13 protein-coding genes are annotated in these 15260 nt (G+C 36.3%); 5 read left to right on the top strand and 8 right to left on the bottom strand.

The window, feature by feature from the left end; all coding sequences use genetic code 11:
- Positions 1 to 89 precede the first annotated feature (89 nt).
- Positions 90 to 1193, top strand: a complete 1104-nt coding sequence (locus ACZZZI_RS08035) for a glycosyltransferase family 4 protein (RefSeq protein ID WP_463489126.1) — start codon at positions 90 to 92, stop codon at positions 1191 to 1193.
- Between the two features lie 71 nt (positions 1194 to 1264).
- Here ACZZZI_RS08035 and infB read toward each other — a convergent pair whose 3' ends face one another.
- The 4 genes from infB to ACZZZI_RS08055 form a co-directional block, all read right to left on the bottom strand.
- Complete coding sequence (gene infB / locus ACZZZI_RS08040; protein ID WP_316762756.1) at positions 1265 to 4330, bottom strand: translation initiation factor IF-2; 3066 nt, start codon at positions 4328 to 4330, stop codon at positions 1265 to 1267.
- 61 nt (positions 4331 to 4391) lie between these two features.
- Positions 4392 to 5636: a transcription termination factor NusA gene (nusA, locus tag ACZZZI_RS08045; RefSeq protein WP_316762759.1), complete on the bottom strand. Its 1245-nt coding sequence runs from the start codon at positions 5634 to 5636 to the stop codon at positions 4392 to 4394.
- 2 nt (positions 5637 to 5638) lie between these two features.
- The gene (gene rimP, locus ACZZZI_RS08050) at positions 5639 to 6103 is read right to left on the bottom strand and encodes a ribosome assembly cofactor RimP (protein WP_316762760.1); all 465 of its coding nucleotides are present in this window, start codon (positions 6101 to 6103) and stop codon (positions 5639 to 5641) included.
- 122 nt (positions 6104 to 6225) lie between these two features.
- A complete protein-coding gene (locus tag ACZZZI_RS08055) occupies positions 6226 to 6654 on the bottom strand; it encodes a hypothetical protein (protein ID WP_424057434.1) in 429 nt (142 codons plus the stop codon).
- An 18-nt stretch (positions 6655 to 6672) separates the two neighbouring features.
- On the opposite strand from ACZZZI_RS08055, the gene ACZZZI_RS08060 reads away from it, so the two are divergent.
- Positions 6673 to 7017 carry a phage holin family protein gene (locus ACZZZI_RS08060; RefSeq protein WP_344769831.1) on the top strand — a complete coding sequence of 115 codons (345 nt, stop codon included), beginning with the start codon at positions 6673 to 6675 and terminating at the stop codon, positions 7015 to 7017.
- A gap of 97 nt (positions 7018 to 7114) precedes the next feature.
- On the opposite strand, the gene ACZZZI_RS08065 is transcribed toward ACZZZI_RS08060, so the two are convergent.
- The 4 genes from ACZZZI_RS08065 to panC all read right to left on the bottom strand — a co-directional run bounded on the left by ACZZZI_RS08065 (position 7115) and on the right by panC (position 10822).
- Positions 7115 to 8254: an acyl-CoA dehydrogenase gene (locus tag ACZZZI_RS08065; protein ID WP_463489127.1), complete on the bottom strand. Its 1140-nt coding sequence runs from the start codon at positions 8252 to 8254 to the stop codon at positions 7115 to 7117.
- A 256-nt stretch (positions 8255 to 8510) separates the two neighbouring features.
- The gene (locus tag ACZZZI_RS08070) at positions 8511 to 9503 is read right to left on the bottom strand and encodes a lysylphosphatidylglycerol synthase transmembrane domain-containing protein (RefSeq protein ID WP_316762772.1); all 993 of its coding nucleotides are present in this window, start codon (positions 9501 to 9503) and stop codon (positions 8511 to 8513) included.
- A gap of 5 nt (positions 9504 to 9508) precedes the next feature.
- Positions 9509 to 9859, bottom strand: coding sequence for an aspartate 1-decarboxylase (panD, locus tag ACZZZI_RS08075; protein ID WP_316762775.1), 351 nt, complete (start codon positions 9857 to 9859; stop codon positions 9509 to 9511).
- A gap of 117 nt (positions 9860 to 9976) precedes the next feature.
- Positions 9977 to 10822, bottom strand: coding sequence for a pantoate--beta-alanine ligase (gene panC / locus ACZZZI_RS08080; RefSeq protein WP_316762778.1), 846 nt, complete (start codon positions 10820 to 10822; stop codon positions 9977 to 9979).
- Between the two features lie 149 nt (positions 10823 to 10971).
- Here panC and ACZZZI_RS08085 point away from each other — a divergent pair, with 149 nt between their 5' ends.
- The 3 genes from ACZZZI_RS08085 (at position 10972) to glmS (ending at position 15234) form a co-directional block, all read left to right on the top strand.
- A complete protein-coding gene (locus ACZZZI_RS08085) occupies positions 10972 to 11796 on the top strand; it encodes a glycogen/starch synthase (protein ID WP_316762781.1) in 825 nt (274 codons plus the stop codon).
- A gap of 21 nt (positions 11797 to 11817) precedes the next feature.
- Complete coding sequence (locus ACZZZI_RS08090; protein WP_463489128.1) at positions 11818 to 13257, top strand: DUF4270 family protein; 1440 nt, start codon at positions 11818 to 11820, stop codon at positions 13255 to 13257.
- Between the two features lie 138 nt (positions 13258 to 13395).
- Positions 13396 to 15234 carry a glutamine--fructose-6-phosphate transaminase (isomerizing) gene (glmS, locus tag ACZZZI_RS08095; RefSeq protein WP_316762787.1) on the top strand — a complete coding sequence of 613 codons (1839 nt, stop codon included), beginning with the start codon at positions 13396 to 13398 and terminating at the stop codon, positions 15232 to 15234.
- Positions 15235 to 15260 lie beyond the last annotated feature (26 nt).

A 15260-nucleotide genomic window follows, 5' to 3' on the forward strand; every position in this document is an offset into this window, starting at 1 on the left:
TGATTTTTTTTTAATCAGCTGATTTATTAAAGTTTAGCACAAAAAAGACTTTTTTTTTTATATTTTAGATTGTCCCTAAGTTATAAAAGATGATCAAAGTTTTATTTGACCACCAAACGTTCTCTCTACAACGCTATGGAGGAATTTCGCGTTATTTTGCAAATGTTTATCATACAATACAAAAACAAGATGATATTCAAGCTAAAATTTCCGCACTTTATTCCAATAATTACTATTTAAAAGATTTTAATGGCTTGTTAAGCAATAATCCTGTTGGAAAACTTATTTTTAAGGAAAGAGTAAGAGGATATCTCTGGAACAGAGCCTATTCTAAAAGAGTAATTGATAAAAATGACTTTGATATTTTTCATCCTACTTATTATCACACTTATTTTTTGGAGCGGCTAAAAAAACCTTTTGTATTAACCGTTCATGATATGATTCATGAAATTATGCCAGAATATTTTCCTAATGATGATAAGTCATCTTTTGAAAAGAGGCAGTGTATCGAAAAAGCAAGCCATATTATTGCCATTTCTGAAAATACAAAAAGAGACCTTCAAAATATCTTCCAGATTCCTGATGAAAAAATTACAGTAATTCACCATGGGTTTACTCCATCTCAGGAAAGCGGTGAAACAGGTGCCGAAACCGATATCAGCAAAGGAAATTATTTACTTTTCGTTGGAGATCGATCTTTTTACAAGAATTTTTATCGCTTTGCTATCGCTGCTGCTGCATTCTTACAAAAAAGAAAAGACTTTAAGCTCATTTGTGCAGGCGGAGGGCCTTTCCAGCATGCTGAAATCGAGCATCTCTTAAAATTAAAGATTATGGATCGGGTAACTCAAATAACAGCTACAGAACGTGAGTTAGACCTTTTGTACCAAAATACTTCTGCATTCATCTTCCCGTCAATTTATGAAGGCTTTGGCTTACCTATTTTAGAGGCTTTTAAACAAAAGGCGCCTATTATTATGAGCGACATAGCCTGCTTTAGAGAAATTGCCGGAGATGCAAGCTTATACTTCAATCCATTCCACCCAGAAGACATCTTAGCAAAGATTGAACACTTAGTTGATGATAAAGCATTGAAAGATGATTTGATAAAAAAAGGATCTCAGCAAATATTAAATTTCACAATGGAAAAATGTGCAAATAAAACAATTGATGTGTATAGAAACTTATTGTAGCCAAATATATAGGTAACAAAAAAGGTCCTGACGAAATTTTCATCAGGACCTTTATTATTTATAACTAAATATTATAATTTTCTAGCTACTTCTACTTGTTCGTAAGCTTCTACGATATCGCCAACCTCAATGTTGTTAAAGTTTTGAATATTCAGACCACATTCATAGCCTTTTAATACTTCTTTAACATCATCTTTAAAGCGTTTTAACGATGCTAATTCACCTGTATAAACTACAACACCATCTCTAACGATACGGATTTTGCTGTTACGTGTAATTTTACCATCTAATACCATACAACCTGCAATGGTACCCACTTTAGTGATTTTGAACGTTTCACGAATCTCTACGTTAGCCACAATTTTCTCTTCAAATTCTGGATCCAACATACCTTCCATTGCCGATTTAATCTCGTTGATTGCGTCGTAAATGATAGAATATAAACGGATATCGATTTGCTCAGCTTCTGCTAGTTTACGTGCACCTGTTGATGGACGAACCTGGAAACCAATAATAATCGCATCTGAAGCCGAAGCTAACAATACATCAGATTCTGAAATCTGACCAACACCTTTACTAATGATGTTAATTTGAATCTGCTCAGTCGAAAGTTTCAATAATGAATCGGCTAATGCTTCTATCGAACCATCCACATCACCTTTAACAATGATATTAAGTTCTTTAAAGTTACCGATAGCCAAACGACGACCAATCTCATCCAATGTAATGTGTTTCTGCGTACGTAAACCTTGTTCGCGTTGTAACTGCATACGTTTGTTTGCAATATCACGAGCTTCAGTTTCGCTCTCTAATGCATTGAATCGATCACCTGCTGTTGGTGCACCTTGCATACCCAAAACCTGTACGGGTTGCGATGGGCCTGCAGAATCAACCTTCATACCACGTTCGTTGGTTAACGCTTTAACACGTCCGCTATAACTACCAGCTAAAATTGGATCTCCAACTCTTAATGTACCAGCCTGAACCAATACAGTAGTTACAATACCACGTCCTTTATCTAATGCAGATTCGATTACTGAACCTGTAGCTCTTTTATTTGGATTAGCTTTAAGCTCTAATAACTCAGCTTCTAATAATACCTTATCTAAAAGTAAATCAACATTTAGTCCGGTTTTACTTGATATTTCCTGAGACTGGAATTTACCGCCCCAATCTTCAACCAAGATATTCATTACTGATAACTGCTCACGCACTTTATCAGAGTTTGCACCTGGTTTATCTACTTTCGTGAAAGCAAATACCAATGGAACACCTGCCGCTTGTGCGTGGTTGATAGCCTCTTTTGTTTGAGGCATCACTGCATCATCTGCCGCAATTACAATGATTGCAATATCGGCAACCTTAGCACCACGGGCACGCATCGCTGTAAATGCTTCGTGACCAGGCGTATCTAAGAATGTTACTTTTTTACCAGTTGGTGTAGTTACCATATAAGCACCGATGTGCTGTGTAATACCACCTGCCTCACCAGCAACTACATTTGCTTTACGGATATAATCCAGCAATGAAGTTTTACCGTGATCGACGTGACCCATAATCGTAACAACCGGGGCTCTTTCGATTAAGTCTGCCTCGTTATCTTCTTCCTCAATTACGTTTTCTTCATCTTCATCTGGTTTAACGAATTGAATTTCGTAGCCAAACTCATCAGCAACAATAGTTAAGGTTTCAGCATCTAAACGCTGGTTAATCGATACGAACATACCAAGACTCATACATGTACCAATAATTTTGGTAACCTGTACATCCATCATGCTCGCTAATTCATTAGCCGTAACAAATTCTGTTACTTTTAATATTTTCGATTGAGATTCAAGTTCATTTGCTGCTTCTTCTGCGTTAAATGCAACATCATCACGTTTCTGACGACGTAACTTAGCACGTTGAGCAAATTTACCAGATTTACCTGCACCACTTAAACGAGCAAGCGTTGCCTTGATTTGATCTTGAATTTCTTTCTCAGTAGGCTCTTCTTTAGGTCCGCTTGGTGTAGCATTTCTATTTTGGAAACCTGGTCTGTTATTATTTCTATTTCCTTGATAAGGAGTTCCGCCTTGTCCGGCAGGTCTGTTACCTTGATATGGAGTTCCACCGCCTGGTCTGTTACCTTGATACGGTTGACGAGGTTGACCTGGTGCACCACCTTGACCTTGACCAGCAGGATTTTGACCTTGCTGACCTTGGCCACCATGTTGACCTGGTTGGCCTGGAGCTCCAGGAGTTTTTTTACGTTTACGCTTGCGTTTTGCAGCTTCGCTATCGCTAGATGATGCAACCGGACCGTTTCTTCTATCAGGAGTTGTTGGTAAAACAATTTTACCAATAATATTAGGACCTGTTAATTTAACGGTACGAGCTTTAATAACTTCTGGCTCATTACTAACTGGAGGTGCAGGTTTAACTTCTGCTGGCTTAACTTCCGTTGGTTTAACCTCAACAGGCTTAACCTCTACTTTCGGTTGTTCTACAACTGGTTTTGGTGCTTCCTCAACTTTCGGCGTAGATACAGGAGCTTCCTCCTTTTTAACTTCAACAGGTTTAACCTCTGCTTTCGGTTGTTCTACAACTGGTTTTGGTGCTTCTTCAACTTTCGGCGCAGCTACAGGAGTTTCTTCCTTTTTAACTGGTCTTGTTTTAGAATTAAGATCATTTAAATCGATCTTACCAACAACCTTAACACCAGGTAAGTTTCCATCCTCAACAGGTTTAGCTTCTGTTTTAGTTTCCTTTGCAGGTTCTACAACAGCAGGTGTTTCTGCTTTTGGGGTTTCAACTTTAGGTTTTTCTACCGGAGGTGTAAACGTTTGAGTATTTTTTATTAAAATCTCTTCGTTTTTCTCAAAATCGGCATTCTTTTTCGGTGCTTCAGCTGGCTTTTCAGTCTCAGGCTCGTCACGACGTATCTTACCAATCACTATTTGTTTGGCTTCTTCTCTTACGATCTTATCTCCCTGATACTCTTTTAATAAGGCATCATACATATCGCCCGAAAGTTTAAACATAGGGCTTTTCTCGGCTGAGAACCCTTTTTTGTTTAAAAACTCTACGGCCGTACCCATGCCTATATTAAGTTCTTTAATAGCTTTAATTAAAATGATTGGTTTGTCGTCTGACATTTAGCTCCTGTTATTTTTTTATTTTAATACAAAAGTAGTGTTTATTTGGCAATTACACCACTTATTCAAATTCTGACTTCAAAATTTGAACCACTTCTTTAATGGTTTCTTCTTCAAGGTCGGTACGTTTTACTAAATCTTCTACTGTAAGTGCCAAAACACTCTTAGCAGTATCGCATCCGATAGCCTTTAATTCGTCGATAATCCAGCTATCAATCTCATCTGAGAATTCTTCTAAATCAACGTCTTCATCTGTTTCTTCACCAGCTTCACGGTAAACATCAATTTCGTAACCAGTTAACTTACCAGCTAGTTTAATGTTGTGTCCGCCACGGCCAATTGCCAATGAAACCTGATCAGGTTTTAAGTAAACCGATGCATGTTTAGTTTCATCATCTAATTTAATAGAGGTAATTTTTGCTGGGCTTAAAGCACGGGTAATATATAATGAAATGTTATTTGTGAAATTAATCACGTCAATATTTTCGTTTTTCAATTCGCGAACGATACCATGAATACGAGAACCTTTCATACCAACGCAAGCACCTACCGGATCAATACGATCGTCGTAAGATTCTACTGCAACTTTAGCACGTTCTCCTGGTTCGCGAACGATTTTCTTAATGGTAATTAATCCGTCGAAAATTTCAGGAACTTCTTGTTCAAACAAACGTTGTAAGAATTCGGGTGCAGTTCTCGAAATAATAATTTTAGGATTTGCATTAATCATTTCCACTTTAGAAATTACTGCTCTCACAGAATCTCCTTTTTTGAAATAATCAGCAGGAATTTGCTCTGTTTTAGGCATTAAAAGTTCATTACCTTCATCATCCAAAACCAAAGTTTCTTTTTTCCAAACCTGGTAAACTTCACCTGTTATAATTTCGCCTACACGGTCTTTATATTTTTTGAAAATTTCGTCTTTTTCTAATTCCAATACTTTAGAAACCAAAGTTTGGCGGGCAGCTAAAATCGCTCTGCGACCGAAACTTTCTAAAGTAATTTGTTCAATATAATCGTCACCAACTTCTAAAGTACTATCTAATTTAGAAACTTCAGCAAGTTCAATTTCCAAATCATCATCTTCAGAAAACCCATCTTCCATTACTTTTCTCGTTCTCCAGATTTCCAAATCCCCGTTATCCGGATTCACGATAACATCACAGTTCTCGTCGGTTCCGTATTTTTTACGCAACATGCTACGAAAAACTTCTTCCAACACACTAATCACCGTAGGGCGATCTATATTTTTGAAATCTTTAAACTCCTGGAAAGAGTCAATTAAATTAATTGTTGTAGTACTCATTTTTACTTAAATGAAATTAACACACTTGTTTCTATTATATCATTAAACGGTACAGATGTTTCTACTGTAACCGCCTTTTTACCTTTTTCTTTAACTGATTCTTCAATCAGAATATTGTTTTCTGTAACCTCTAAAAGTTTACCTTCCTTTTTTTGTCCGCCTGCGAATTTAATGCTTACTGTACGGCCAATATTTTTATTGTACTGGCGGATTAGCTTTAATGGCTCGCCAACACCTGGAGAAGAAACTTCTAAATTATAAGCTTGCTCAATTGCATTTTCTTCTTCTAAATGAAAACCAACATGCCTGCTTATTGCCACACAATCCTGTATGCTTATGCCTTCATCACCATCAACATGAATAATTAGCTTGTTGTTTGGCAACATTCTCACTTCAACCAAAAAAAGTTCTGGCCGATCAGCAATTTTTTCTTCAACGAGTGCTATAACTCTCTTTTCTACCTGCATATTTTAACCTGAATTTCATAGAAAAAGGGGACATTGTCCCCTTCTCTTTTCTTCGATTACGATGCAAATGTACAAATTATTTAGAAATAATCAAACTATGATACAGGAATTTACAGTTTCGATTATCTTTTTAGCACTTGTTGTTGTGGTTCGAGGTTGTGTTTTATTGTACCTTTTAGCAACTTACCACCATCAGCAAATTTAACGCCGATGTAACTTTCTACCAGATAACTTTTTCCCGCTAAAAATGGTTCTTCTGGCACAAACAGAACAGAATCGCCCTGTAATTTTGTATGGCCCGCAATATATTCTTCATTTTGCAAACTATCTGTTTCGTTCGGTGTTAATAAAACCGAAATAAAATTAACTGAATCAGGATTAGTGTGATATGCATTTCTAACCTGAAACAAACTGGCTTCATCAATATTTTTAATTACAATTGAACTGCTATCAGCAGAAAATTTTATTACAGGAGCGTTGCTATTATTAGAGCAAGAGCCTAAATTTAACGCAACAACAACGTATATCAAACATTTAACAGATTTAAACATTTTACTAAATTAAACATTATGAGATTAATTATCGAAGTCCTTTTAATGGGATTAGCCGTTTTTATTGGAGCAAAACTAGTTCCTGGTGTAAGCGTAGATGGCTACGGAAGTGCAATAATTGCGGCCATTTTAATTGCTTTGGCAAATGCAACTATTGGCTTTATTTTAAGATTATTAACCTTTCCCGTTAATTTTTTAACCCTAGGCTTAATGTCTTTTATAATTACCGTACTGATGATTTTATTGGTCGATAATATGATGGCATCTTTCAATACATCTGGTTTCTTTTCTGCGGCTTTTTTAGCAATTGTAGTTGCTTTGGTTAAAGCAGTTTTTGGAGCAATAGCGGGCGACAAAGACTAGTTAGACTTTTTATTGCAAAGATTTAAAACGAAAGAGGTTATATGGAATGTATTATTTCCATATAACCTCTTTATTTATTTCAAGTGTACGCTTAAAACTATCTGATCACTTCTCTCGAAATGACCATTTTCTGAATTTCAGATGTCCCTTCGTAAATCTGTGTAATTTTAGCATCACGCATTAATCTTTCTACGTGGTATTCTTTTACGAAACCATAACCTCCGTGTACCTGAACAGCTTCTACAGTTACATCCATGGCAACTTTCGATGCAAATAATTTTGCCATCGAGCCAGCCTGCGTATAAGGTAAGCCTTGTTGTTTCAGCCATGCGGCTTTATAAACCAACAGCCTTGCAGCTTCAATCTGGGTGGCCATATCGGCGAGTTTAAAAGCAATTGCCTGATGTTCTGCGATCGGTTTTCCAAACGACTTTCGTTCTTTTGCGTATTTCGTTGCCAGCTCAAAAGCACCCTGAGCAATACCCAATGCTTGTGCTGCAATGCCAATTCTACCACCCTCTAAAGTTTTCATAGCGAATTTAAAGCCAAATCCGTCTTCCCCTATCCTATTCTCCTTTGGCACCTTAACATCATTAAACATTAAAGAGTGTGTATCAGAACCACGAATACCAAGTTTATTTTCTTTCGGACCAACAGTAAAACCTTCCATTCCTTTTTCTACAATAAAGGCATTAATACCTTTATGTTTTAATTCGGGATGGGTTTGCGCAATTACTAAATAAGTTGATGCAGTGCTGCCGTTGGTAATCCAATTTTTAGTGCCGTTTAATAAATAATAATCTCCTTTATCTTCGGCTGTAGTATGCTGAGAAGTTGCATCAGAACCCGCTTCGGGCTCAGACAAACAGAAAGCACCAATTTTTTCTCCCGACGCTAAAGGTTTGAGGTATTTTTCTTTTTGAGCCTCACTTCCGTAGGCTTGCAAGCCATAACAAACCAGTGAGTTGTTTACCGAAACCACAACAGATGCAGAGGCATCAATTTTAGAAAGCTCTTCCATAACAAGTACGTAAGAGATTGCATCTAAACCGCTTCCATTATATTTTTCATCAACCATCATACCCAGAAAACCAAGTTCTCCGAGCTTTTTTACCTGTTCTGCAGGAAATTTTTGATGTTCATCTCTTTCGATTACTCCAGGCTTTAACTCTTGGTTTGCAAAATCGCGGGCCGCCTGCTGAATCATTATTTGTTCTTCACTTAATTCAAAATGCATAACAATTATGTATAAAAGGTTAGTGAACCAAATGTAGGGTTTATAGATTAAAAATACTATGGCTGCATAGTATTTATTTTTATCAGAATTTTCTCCATAACAAATTGAAGCAATAAAATTTCTATTGGCCTTGCTTAGTCTGTTTTACTTTGCAGAATCCTCAGTTAATAACCAGCTTATCTACAGTATCAATATACCGAGGTTATACCGAAGTATTACCGAGTTATATCCGAGGTTACCATGGATATAAAGGAACTTAAACTGCCTTGGTTACCTTTTGCTTTTTGGTTAAGACGGCCAATAAACTCAGGCTTCCTAAAATTAAGGTTAACAGAATTTGTGAAGAGTGAATTATAGTTGCGTAAGCCAAACCATCTTTAAAAGAAAGCGAATATAAAACCAATGACTGTGCAACCATCCAATGAAAAACACCGATTCCACCTTGCACTGGCGCAACCATTGCGAAGCTCGAAAAAACCAATGCCGTAAAAGCGGCATTAAAGCCTAAATTACTGGTAATCTGTATAGAAGAAAAAGCTAAATACATGGAAAGGCAATAGAAAAACCAGATGCCGAAAGTATAAAGCATAAATAAGGCTTTATTTTTAAGTTTGCCATAAGAATTAAAGCCTTGTTTCAACCCTGCCAGTATTCTTAAAAACTTCTTGCTCAATTTTTTCTTAATAAAATAAATCATCAGAAATAAAAAGAACATTAACAATAGCCCAATACCGATAAGCGAAAAGTAATTCAAACTTCCCAGTTTAAGAGCAAGATTTAGGTACAGATTGTTATAAAGAAAACCAGAAACCAGGTTGTACTGAAAAACCAGCATAAATATTCCGCCCGAAAACAGAATCAATACATCTATCAATCGCTCTGTTATTACGGTTCCTATTGAAGAAAACATGGGAACCTTTTCTGTTCTAAGCATAATAGAACAGCGGCCTATTTCGCCAAAACGCGGAAGCGCTAAATTTGCCAGATAGCCAATAATTACAGCGTGATAAGTATGCCAAAAATCAACTTTATAATTTATTGATTGATAAAGCATTCGCCATCTTGCAGCTCTAAGTACGTGCGCGATCAATAATGAAACGCATGAAGCCATTACCCAATGGATTTTAGCATTTTTGATTTCAAGCCAAATCCCATTTAAATCCTGCCCTTTAAATGCTAAATATAAAATGCCAACACCCACAAAAAAGAGGATCAGGTATTTTAACACCGATTTAAGGCTGAATATCAAAATGTTTATTTTAACAAGTGATTGTTATCATCAGGAAAAACAAGTATTGGATTGTATTTTTTTGCATCTTCGATAGGTAGAGAACCGTAAGACATAATAATAAGTATATCGCCAAGTTGAGCAAGACGAGCTGTTGCGCCATTTAAGCAAATGGTTCCTGTTCCTCTTTCGCCCTTAATTACATAAGTTTCGAAACGAGCACCATTATTATTATTTACAATTTGCACCTTTTCATTAGCGATAATGTTAGCTGCATCCATTAAATCTTCATCAATCGTAATACTGCCTACATAATTCAATTCAGCTTGTGTTACTTTAACACGGTGTATTTTCGATTTTAATATTGTGATAACCATTTGGCAAAGTTAGTAATAAAGGATTGGATGAAAAAAACGAAAAGTGCGATGAAGATACAATATGGGAAACGGATGATGTAGAACTAGCAATAGCTCAACTATTTCTTCCCTCTTAAGTTATTTAATTATAATATTATCTATAAGTCGGGTTGTGCCAACCTGAGCTGCTACTAAAGCCACTAAACTATTTTCATCCTTAGAGTTTGCAGGCTCCAGCGTATTGCCATCGGCTATTGTGAAATAATCGAGTGTAACGCCTTCTATATTGTTGTAAAGCGACTTTGCTTTTTCTTCAAGTTCCTCCAAAGAATATTTCGTGAAATTATCGGCAACAAACTGCAAAGATTTACTTAAAACCAAAGCATTTTTTCGGTCTGTTTCAGAAAGATGAATATTCCTGCTACTCATAGCCAGTCCATCATCTTCACGAATAATTGGGCATGTGATTATATTTATTGGCAGATTGAAATGAGCGAGCATATTTTTAATCATTAGTACTTGCTGAAAATCTTTCTGACCGAACATGGCTAGATCTGGTTCTACTGCATCAAAAAGTTTCTTAACAATTTGAGTAACGCCTTGATAATGGCCTTTTCTAAATTCGCCCTCTAATAAAAATTCGGCTTTGCCTAAATCTATGTGCCAGTTTTCATCTGCACCTGCGGGATACATTTCTGTAACATTTGGCATAAAAACACCATTACAACCAGCATCATTAAGCATGGCCAGATCATGTTCAATTGGTCGCGGATATTTCTCTAGATCTTTTGGATCGGTAAATTGAGTAGGATTAACGAAAATACTGCATATAATAACATCAGCATTTTCCTGCGCTAACTTTATTAATGAAATATGGCCATTATGTAAAGCACCCATAGTAGGTACAAGTGCTATTTTTTTACCTGATGCCTTTAGTGGTTTTAAATAAGCCTTAAGTGCTTCTTTAGTTTTGAATACTTCCAATTTGAACAATCTGAATTAAAGCCGTAAAGGTGTAAATTAATATAAACGAAACCAAACAAATGCTTGCTATATTGATAAATAGTATTATTATTCTTATCTTTGCAGCTCATTATCTTTTATTTAACTTAATATTTTCTTAGAATATGGAGATGGCAAAAACGAAGCTGCTGATTGTTACACACGAGATGTCGCCTTTCCTCGAGCTTACTAAAATTTCTGAAATTACTCGCCAGTTACCACAGGCAATGCAAGAGAAAGGATTCGAAATCCGCATCTTAATGCCAAAATTCGGTAACATCAACGAGAGAAGAAATCGTTTACACGAAGTAATACGCTTATCGGGAATGAACATCATCATAGATGATAACGATAACCCTTTAATTATTAAAGTGGCTTCTATACCAGCTGCACGCATGCAGGTATATTTCTTGGATAATGAAGAGTATTTCCAACGCAAGCAAGTATTTGCTGATGCAAGTGGAAAATTCTTTGACGATAACGACGAGCGTACAATCTTTTTCTGTAAAGGCGCTTTAGAAACGGTAAAAAAATTAGGTTGGGCTCCTGATATTGTTCACTGCCATGGCTGGATGAGTTCATTGGTACCTGCTTACATTAAAACAACTTACAAAAACGATCCTACTTTCAAAAATTCTAAAGTAGTATACTCTGTATATGAAGGCGGTTTTACTGAAAAATTAAATGCTAACTTCTCGAAGAAAGCTGTAATGGCTAATATGACAGAAGATGATACTAAAGCATTTGAACCTGCAGATTTAAACAGCTTACACATTGGAGCAATAACACACTCGGATGCAGTAGTTTTAGCAGATGAAAATCTTGATGAAGCTATGTTAAAATTTGTTAAAGATTCAAATAAGCCAACTTTAGCTTATAACTTAACCGAAAATTTTGAAAACTTCTACACTTTTTACGAAGAAATTTCAAATGAAGAATTGGTTTCTGTTGCTTAATTAGGTATTATTATTTTAAATATGAAATTTATAAAACAAGACTTATTAACCCTGTTGATAGGTCTTTTTCTTTTTGCATCTTGTAAAAACACAAGTAATATTGGTTTAGATGTTGACCCAAACACAGCTATTCAAGGCACGTTGGTGAATGATCAGCAGGTTACCTCTCAAACTTTAAAGGAGCCTGATTTTAATACCAGTATATTAACTCAACATCCGATCGGCTATATGGTTGATCCAATTTTCGGTAAAACAGAGTCGAGCGTGGGTATGACGGTTACGCCTCCCAGTCTTAGCTATGATTTTAAAACTTCACCTGTTTTAGATTCGGCCGTTTTGGTTTTAAATTTAGCACCGCAGTTTTATGGCGATACGGCTACATCAAAATACAGTATCGATGTTTACCAGTTAACTGCTCCAATTTTAAAACTTAAAGCTTCTGATGCAATTCCACATAATGGAACTTTGTTAGGTAATTTTAACAGTAAAATATTCCCAAATACGAAAATCAAAATTACGGATATTGTGGCTGGAGGAAAGGATACAGCAAGAACGGTTCCTGCTCAAATTAGAATTCCTTTGAATAAAGCTTTTATTCAGAATACAATTTTAACCCTTCCAACGACAGGCACTTCAACAAGTGATAAATTTGTTCAGTATTTTAAAGGCTTATATGCAGAAATAAACAAAACAAGCTCTACCGGAACAGGAGGGGTTGCTTTTTTAGACTTTGCTGGCACCAATTCATACCTGCAATTGGTTTACAAAACAACAAACGCATCAAGTGGGATTGATACGGTATCCACTAATTTCCCTATTGGAACTTCGAGTGGGACTGTTACAGCAAATATTAACCACGATTACACAAGTACAGCAGTTAAAACTCAATTAGATAATCCTGGTCCAGCAGCTAATCCAACTCAATACGGTGTAACTTATTTGCAAGATTTAGGTGGTGTAAGAACAAAAATTTCTTTCCCTACGCTTAAAAACTTTACAACCACATACGGAAAGGCAATTATTAACAAGGCAGAATTAGTGGTTGATTTAAGCGCTGGAACATTCGCTTTACCATTTGCACCTTCACAAAGATTATCGCTATATCGCTGGGATATTGCAAGCCAGGAAGTAAATTTACCAGACCACGATCAATCTGGAACTTCTTCGACTGGCGCAACTTATACAGGTGATGCTAGAGCAAAATCGGATGCAGTATTTGGAGGTTATTACGATTCATTAAAAAACAGGTATGTATTTAATGTTACAGCGTATGTACAAGATATTATTGACGGAACTAAGATTGATTACGGAACATACATTGCTCCATCTTCTTTAACGGCAACAGCATTTAATTTAGGCACATCAAGAACTACTTACTCGGCATCGAGAGCGGTTATTGGAACTTTTGGTAGCACAACCAACAGATTAAAACTTAATATTTATTACACAAAAATAAATTAAGATTTTGTTTAAATACGCTAAGCCCTGCTTGTTAAACAAGCGGGGCTTTTTAGTTTCAAATTTTTCCAATAAAAAAATCAATACCCCTATAAAGCAAACGTTTGTTTAGTATATTTGGCGCAAAATACTTATAAAAACATGTGTGGAATAGTAGGTTATATAGGCTACAGAGAAGCTTGGCCAATTGTTTTAAAAGGCCTTAAAAGATTAGAATACCGCGGTTATGATAGTGCTGGAATTGCATTAATGAACAATAGCGGCGATCATATTTACAAGAAAGTTGGAAAAGTTGCTGCTTTAGAAGAATTTGCAGAAGATAAAGATAAATCGGGAACAATTGCCATGGGACATACCCGCTGGGCAACACATGGTGTACCGTCGGATCGGAATTCCCATCCTCATACTTCAAACGATGGTCAGTTATCGATCATTCATAATGGTATTATTGAAAACTATGCTACGCTTAAAGAAGAGCTTTTAGGTAGAGGTCATGAATTTAAAAGTGATACCGATACGGAAGTTTTGATTCACTTAATCGAGGAAATTCAAAAAATTGAACAAATAGATCTTCTCGAAGCAGTAAGACTAGCCTTACACGAAGTTAGCGGTGCCTACGCGATTGTGATTATGGACAAAGCGTATCCAGATCGTTTAATTGCTGCAAGAAAAGGCAGTCCGATGGTTATTGGAGTCGGCAAAGGCGAATACTTTATTGCTTCTGATGCGACACCAATAATTGAATACACGAAGAATGTAATTTACCTTAACGATAATGAAATTGCTTTAGTAACAAAAGATGATTTATTAGTAAAGCATTTAGATAATGTTGTTCAAACCCCACTAATTCAGGAATTAGAGTTAAAGCTTGAAATGCTTGAAAAAGGTGGCTTCGATCACTTTATGTTAAAGGAAATTTACGAGCAACCTAGATCTATCAGAGATTGTATGCGTGGCCGTATTTATCCCGAAGAAGGTAAGGTGCAATTGGGCGGTATTAAAGAGTTTGTAGAAAAACTTAAAAATATCGACCGTATAATTATCGTTGCTTGTGGTACATCATGGCATGCTGGCTTGGTTGGAGAATATTTAATCGAAGAATACGCACGGATCCCAGTTGAAGTTGAATATGCATCAGAATTCAGATACCGTAATCCGATTATTACAGAAAAAGATGTTGTAATTGCAATTTCTCAATCAGGAGAAACTGCTGATACTATGGCGGCAATAGAAATGGCTAAAGAGCGTGGTGCTACCATTTTCGGAATCTGTAATGTTGCAGGAGCTTCAATTCCAAGATTGAGTCATGCAGGCGTATATACCCATGCAGGTCCAGAGATTGGTGTGGCATCAACAAAAGCATTTACTGCTCAGGTTACGGTTTTAACGCTTATGGCGTTTTACATGGCTCAACAAAAAGGTACCATTACTCAATCTAAATTGATTAGTTTATTAACTGAATTAGATAATATCCCTGATAAGATCCAAACTGCGCTTGAATCTAACGACATAATTAAGGAAGTTGCGGCACAAATTAAGGATTCGAGAAATTGTTTATTCTTAGGTAGAGGAAGTGGTTTCCCTGTCGCATTAGAAGGCGCTTTAAAGCTTAAGGAAATATCTTACATCCATGCAGAGGGTTATCCTGCAGCAGAAATGAAACACGGCCCAATCGCTTTAATTGATGAAGAAATGCCAGTTGTGTTTATTGCAACTCAAAATTCATCGTACGAGAAAGTGATCAGTAATATACAAGAAGTAAAAGCCCGTAAAGGAAAAGTTATTGCAATTGTAACTCAAGGCGATACTGAAGTTAAAAAAATGGCTGATTATTGCATTGAGATTCCTGATTCTGATGAAGCATTTTTACCTTTATTAGCAACAATTCCATTGCAGCTTTTATCTTATCATATTGCAGTGATGAGAGGTTGTAATGTAGATCAGCCAAGAAATTTGGCTAAATCTGTAACCGTAGAATAACGTAAAACGGAGAGATAAAAAAAGGT

It is taken from the genome of Pedobacter sp. AC190 (genome assembly GCF_979258025.1).

What these genes read in the sequence shown, in the direction of transcription:
- ACZZZI_RS08035 (WP_463489126.1), top strand. Translation starts at nt 90, where the DNA reads ATGATCAAAGTTTTATTTGACCACCAAACGTTCTCTCTACAACGCTAT.
- infB (WP_316762756.1), bottom strand. Translation starts at nt 4,330, where the DNA reads ATGTCAGACGACAAACCAATCATTTTAATTAAAGCTATTAAAGAACTT.
- nusA (WP_316762759.1), bottom strand. Translation starts at nt 5,636, where the DNA reads ATGAGTACTACAACAATTAATTTAATTGACTCTTTCCAGGAGTTTAAA.
- rimP (WP_316762760.1), bottom strand. Translation starts at nt 6,103, where the DNA reads ATGCAGGTAGAAAAGAGAGTTATAGCACTCGTTGAAGAAAAAATTGCT.
- ACZZZI_RS08055 (WP_424057434.1), bottom strand. Translation starts at nt 6,654, where the DNA reads ATGTTTAAATCTGTTAAATGTTTGATATACGTTGTTGTTGCGTTAAAT.
- ACZZZI_RS08060 (WP_344769831.1), top strand. Translation starts at nt 6,673, where the DNA reads ATGAGATTAATTATCGAAGTCCTTTTAATGGGATTAGCCGTTTTTATT.
- ACZZZI_RS08065 (WP_463489127.1), bottom strand. Translation starts at nt 8,254, where the DNA reads ATGCATTTTGAATTAAGTGAAGAACAAATAATGATTCAGCAGGCGGCC.
- panD (WP_316762775.1), bottom strand. Translation starts at nt 9,859, where the DNA reads ATGGTTATCACAATATTAAAATCGAAAATACACCGTGTTAAAGTAACA.
- ACZZZI_RS08085 (WP_316762781.1), top strand. Translation starts at nt 10,972, where the DNA reads ATGGCAAAAACGAAGCTGCTGATTGTTACACACGAGATGTCGCCTTTC.
- ACZZZI_RS08090 (WP_463489128.1), top strand. Translation starts at nt 11,818, where the DNA reads ATGAAATTTATAAAACAAGACTTATTAACCCTGTTGATAGGTCTTTTT.
- glmS (WP_316762787.1), top strand. Translation starts at nt 13,396, where the DNA reads ATGTGTGGAATAGTAGGTTATATAGGCTACAGAGAAGCTTGGCCAATT.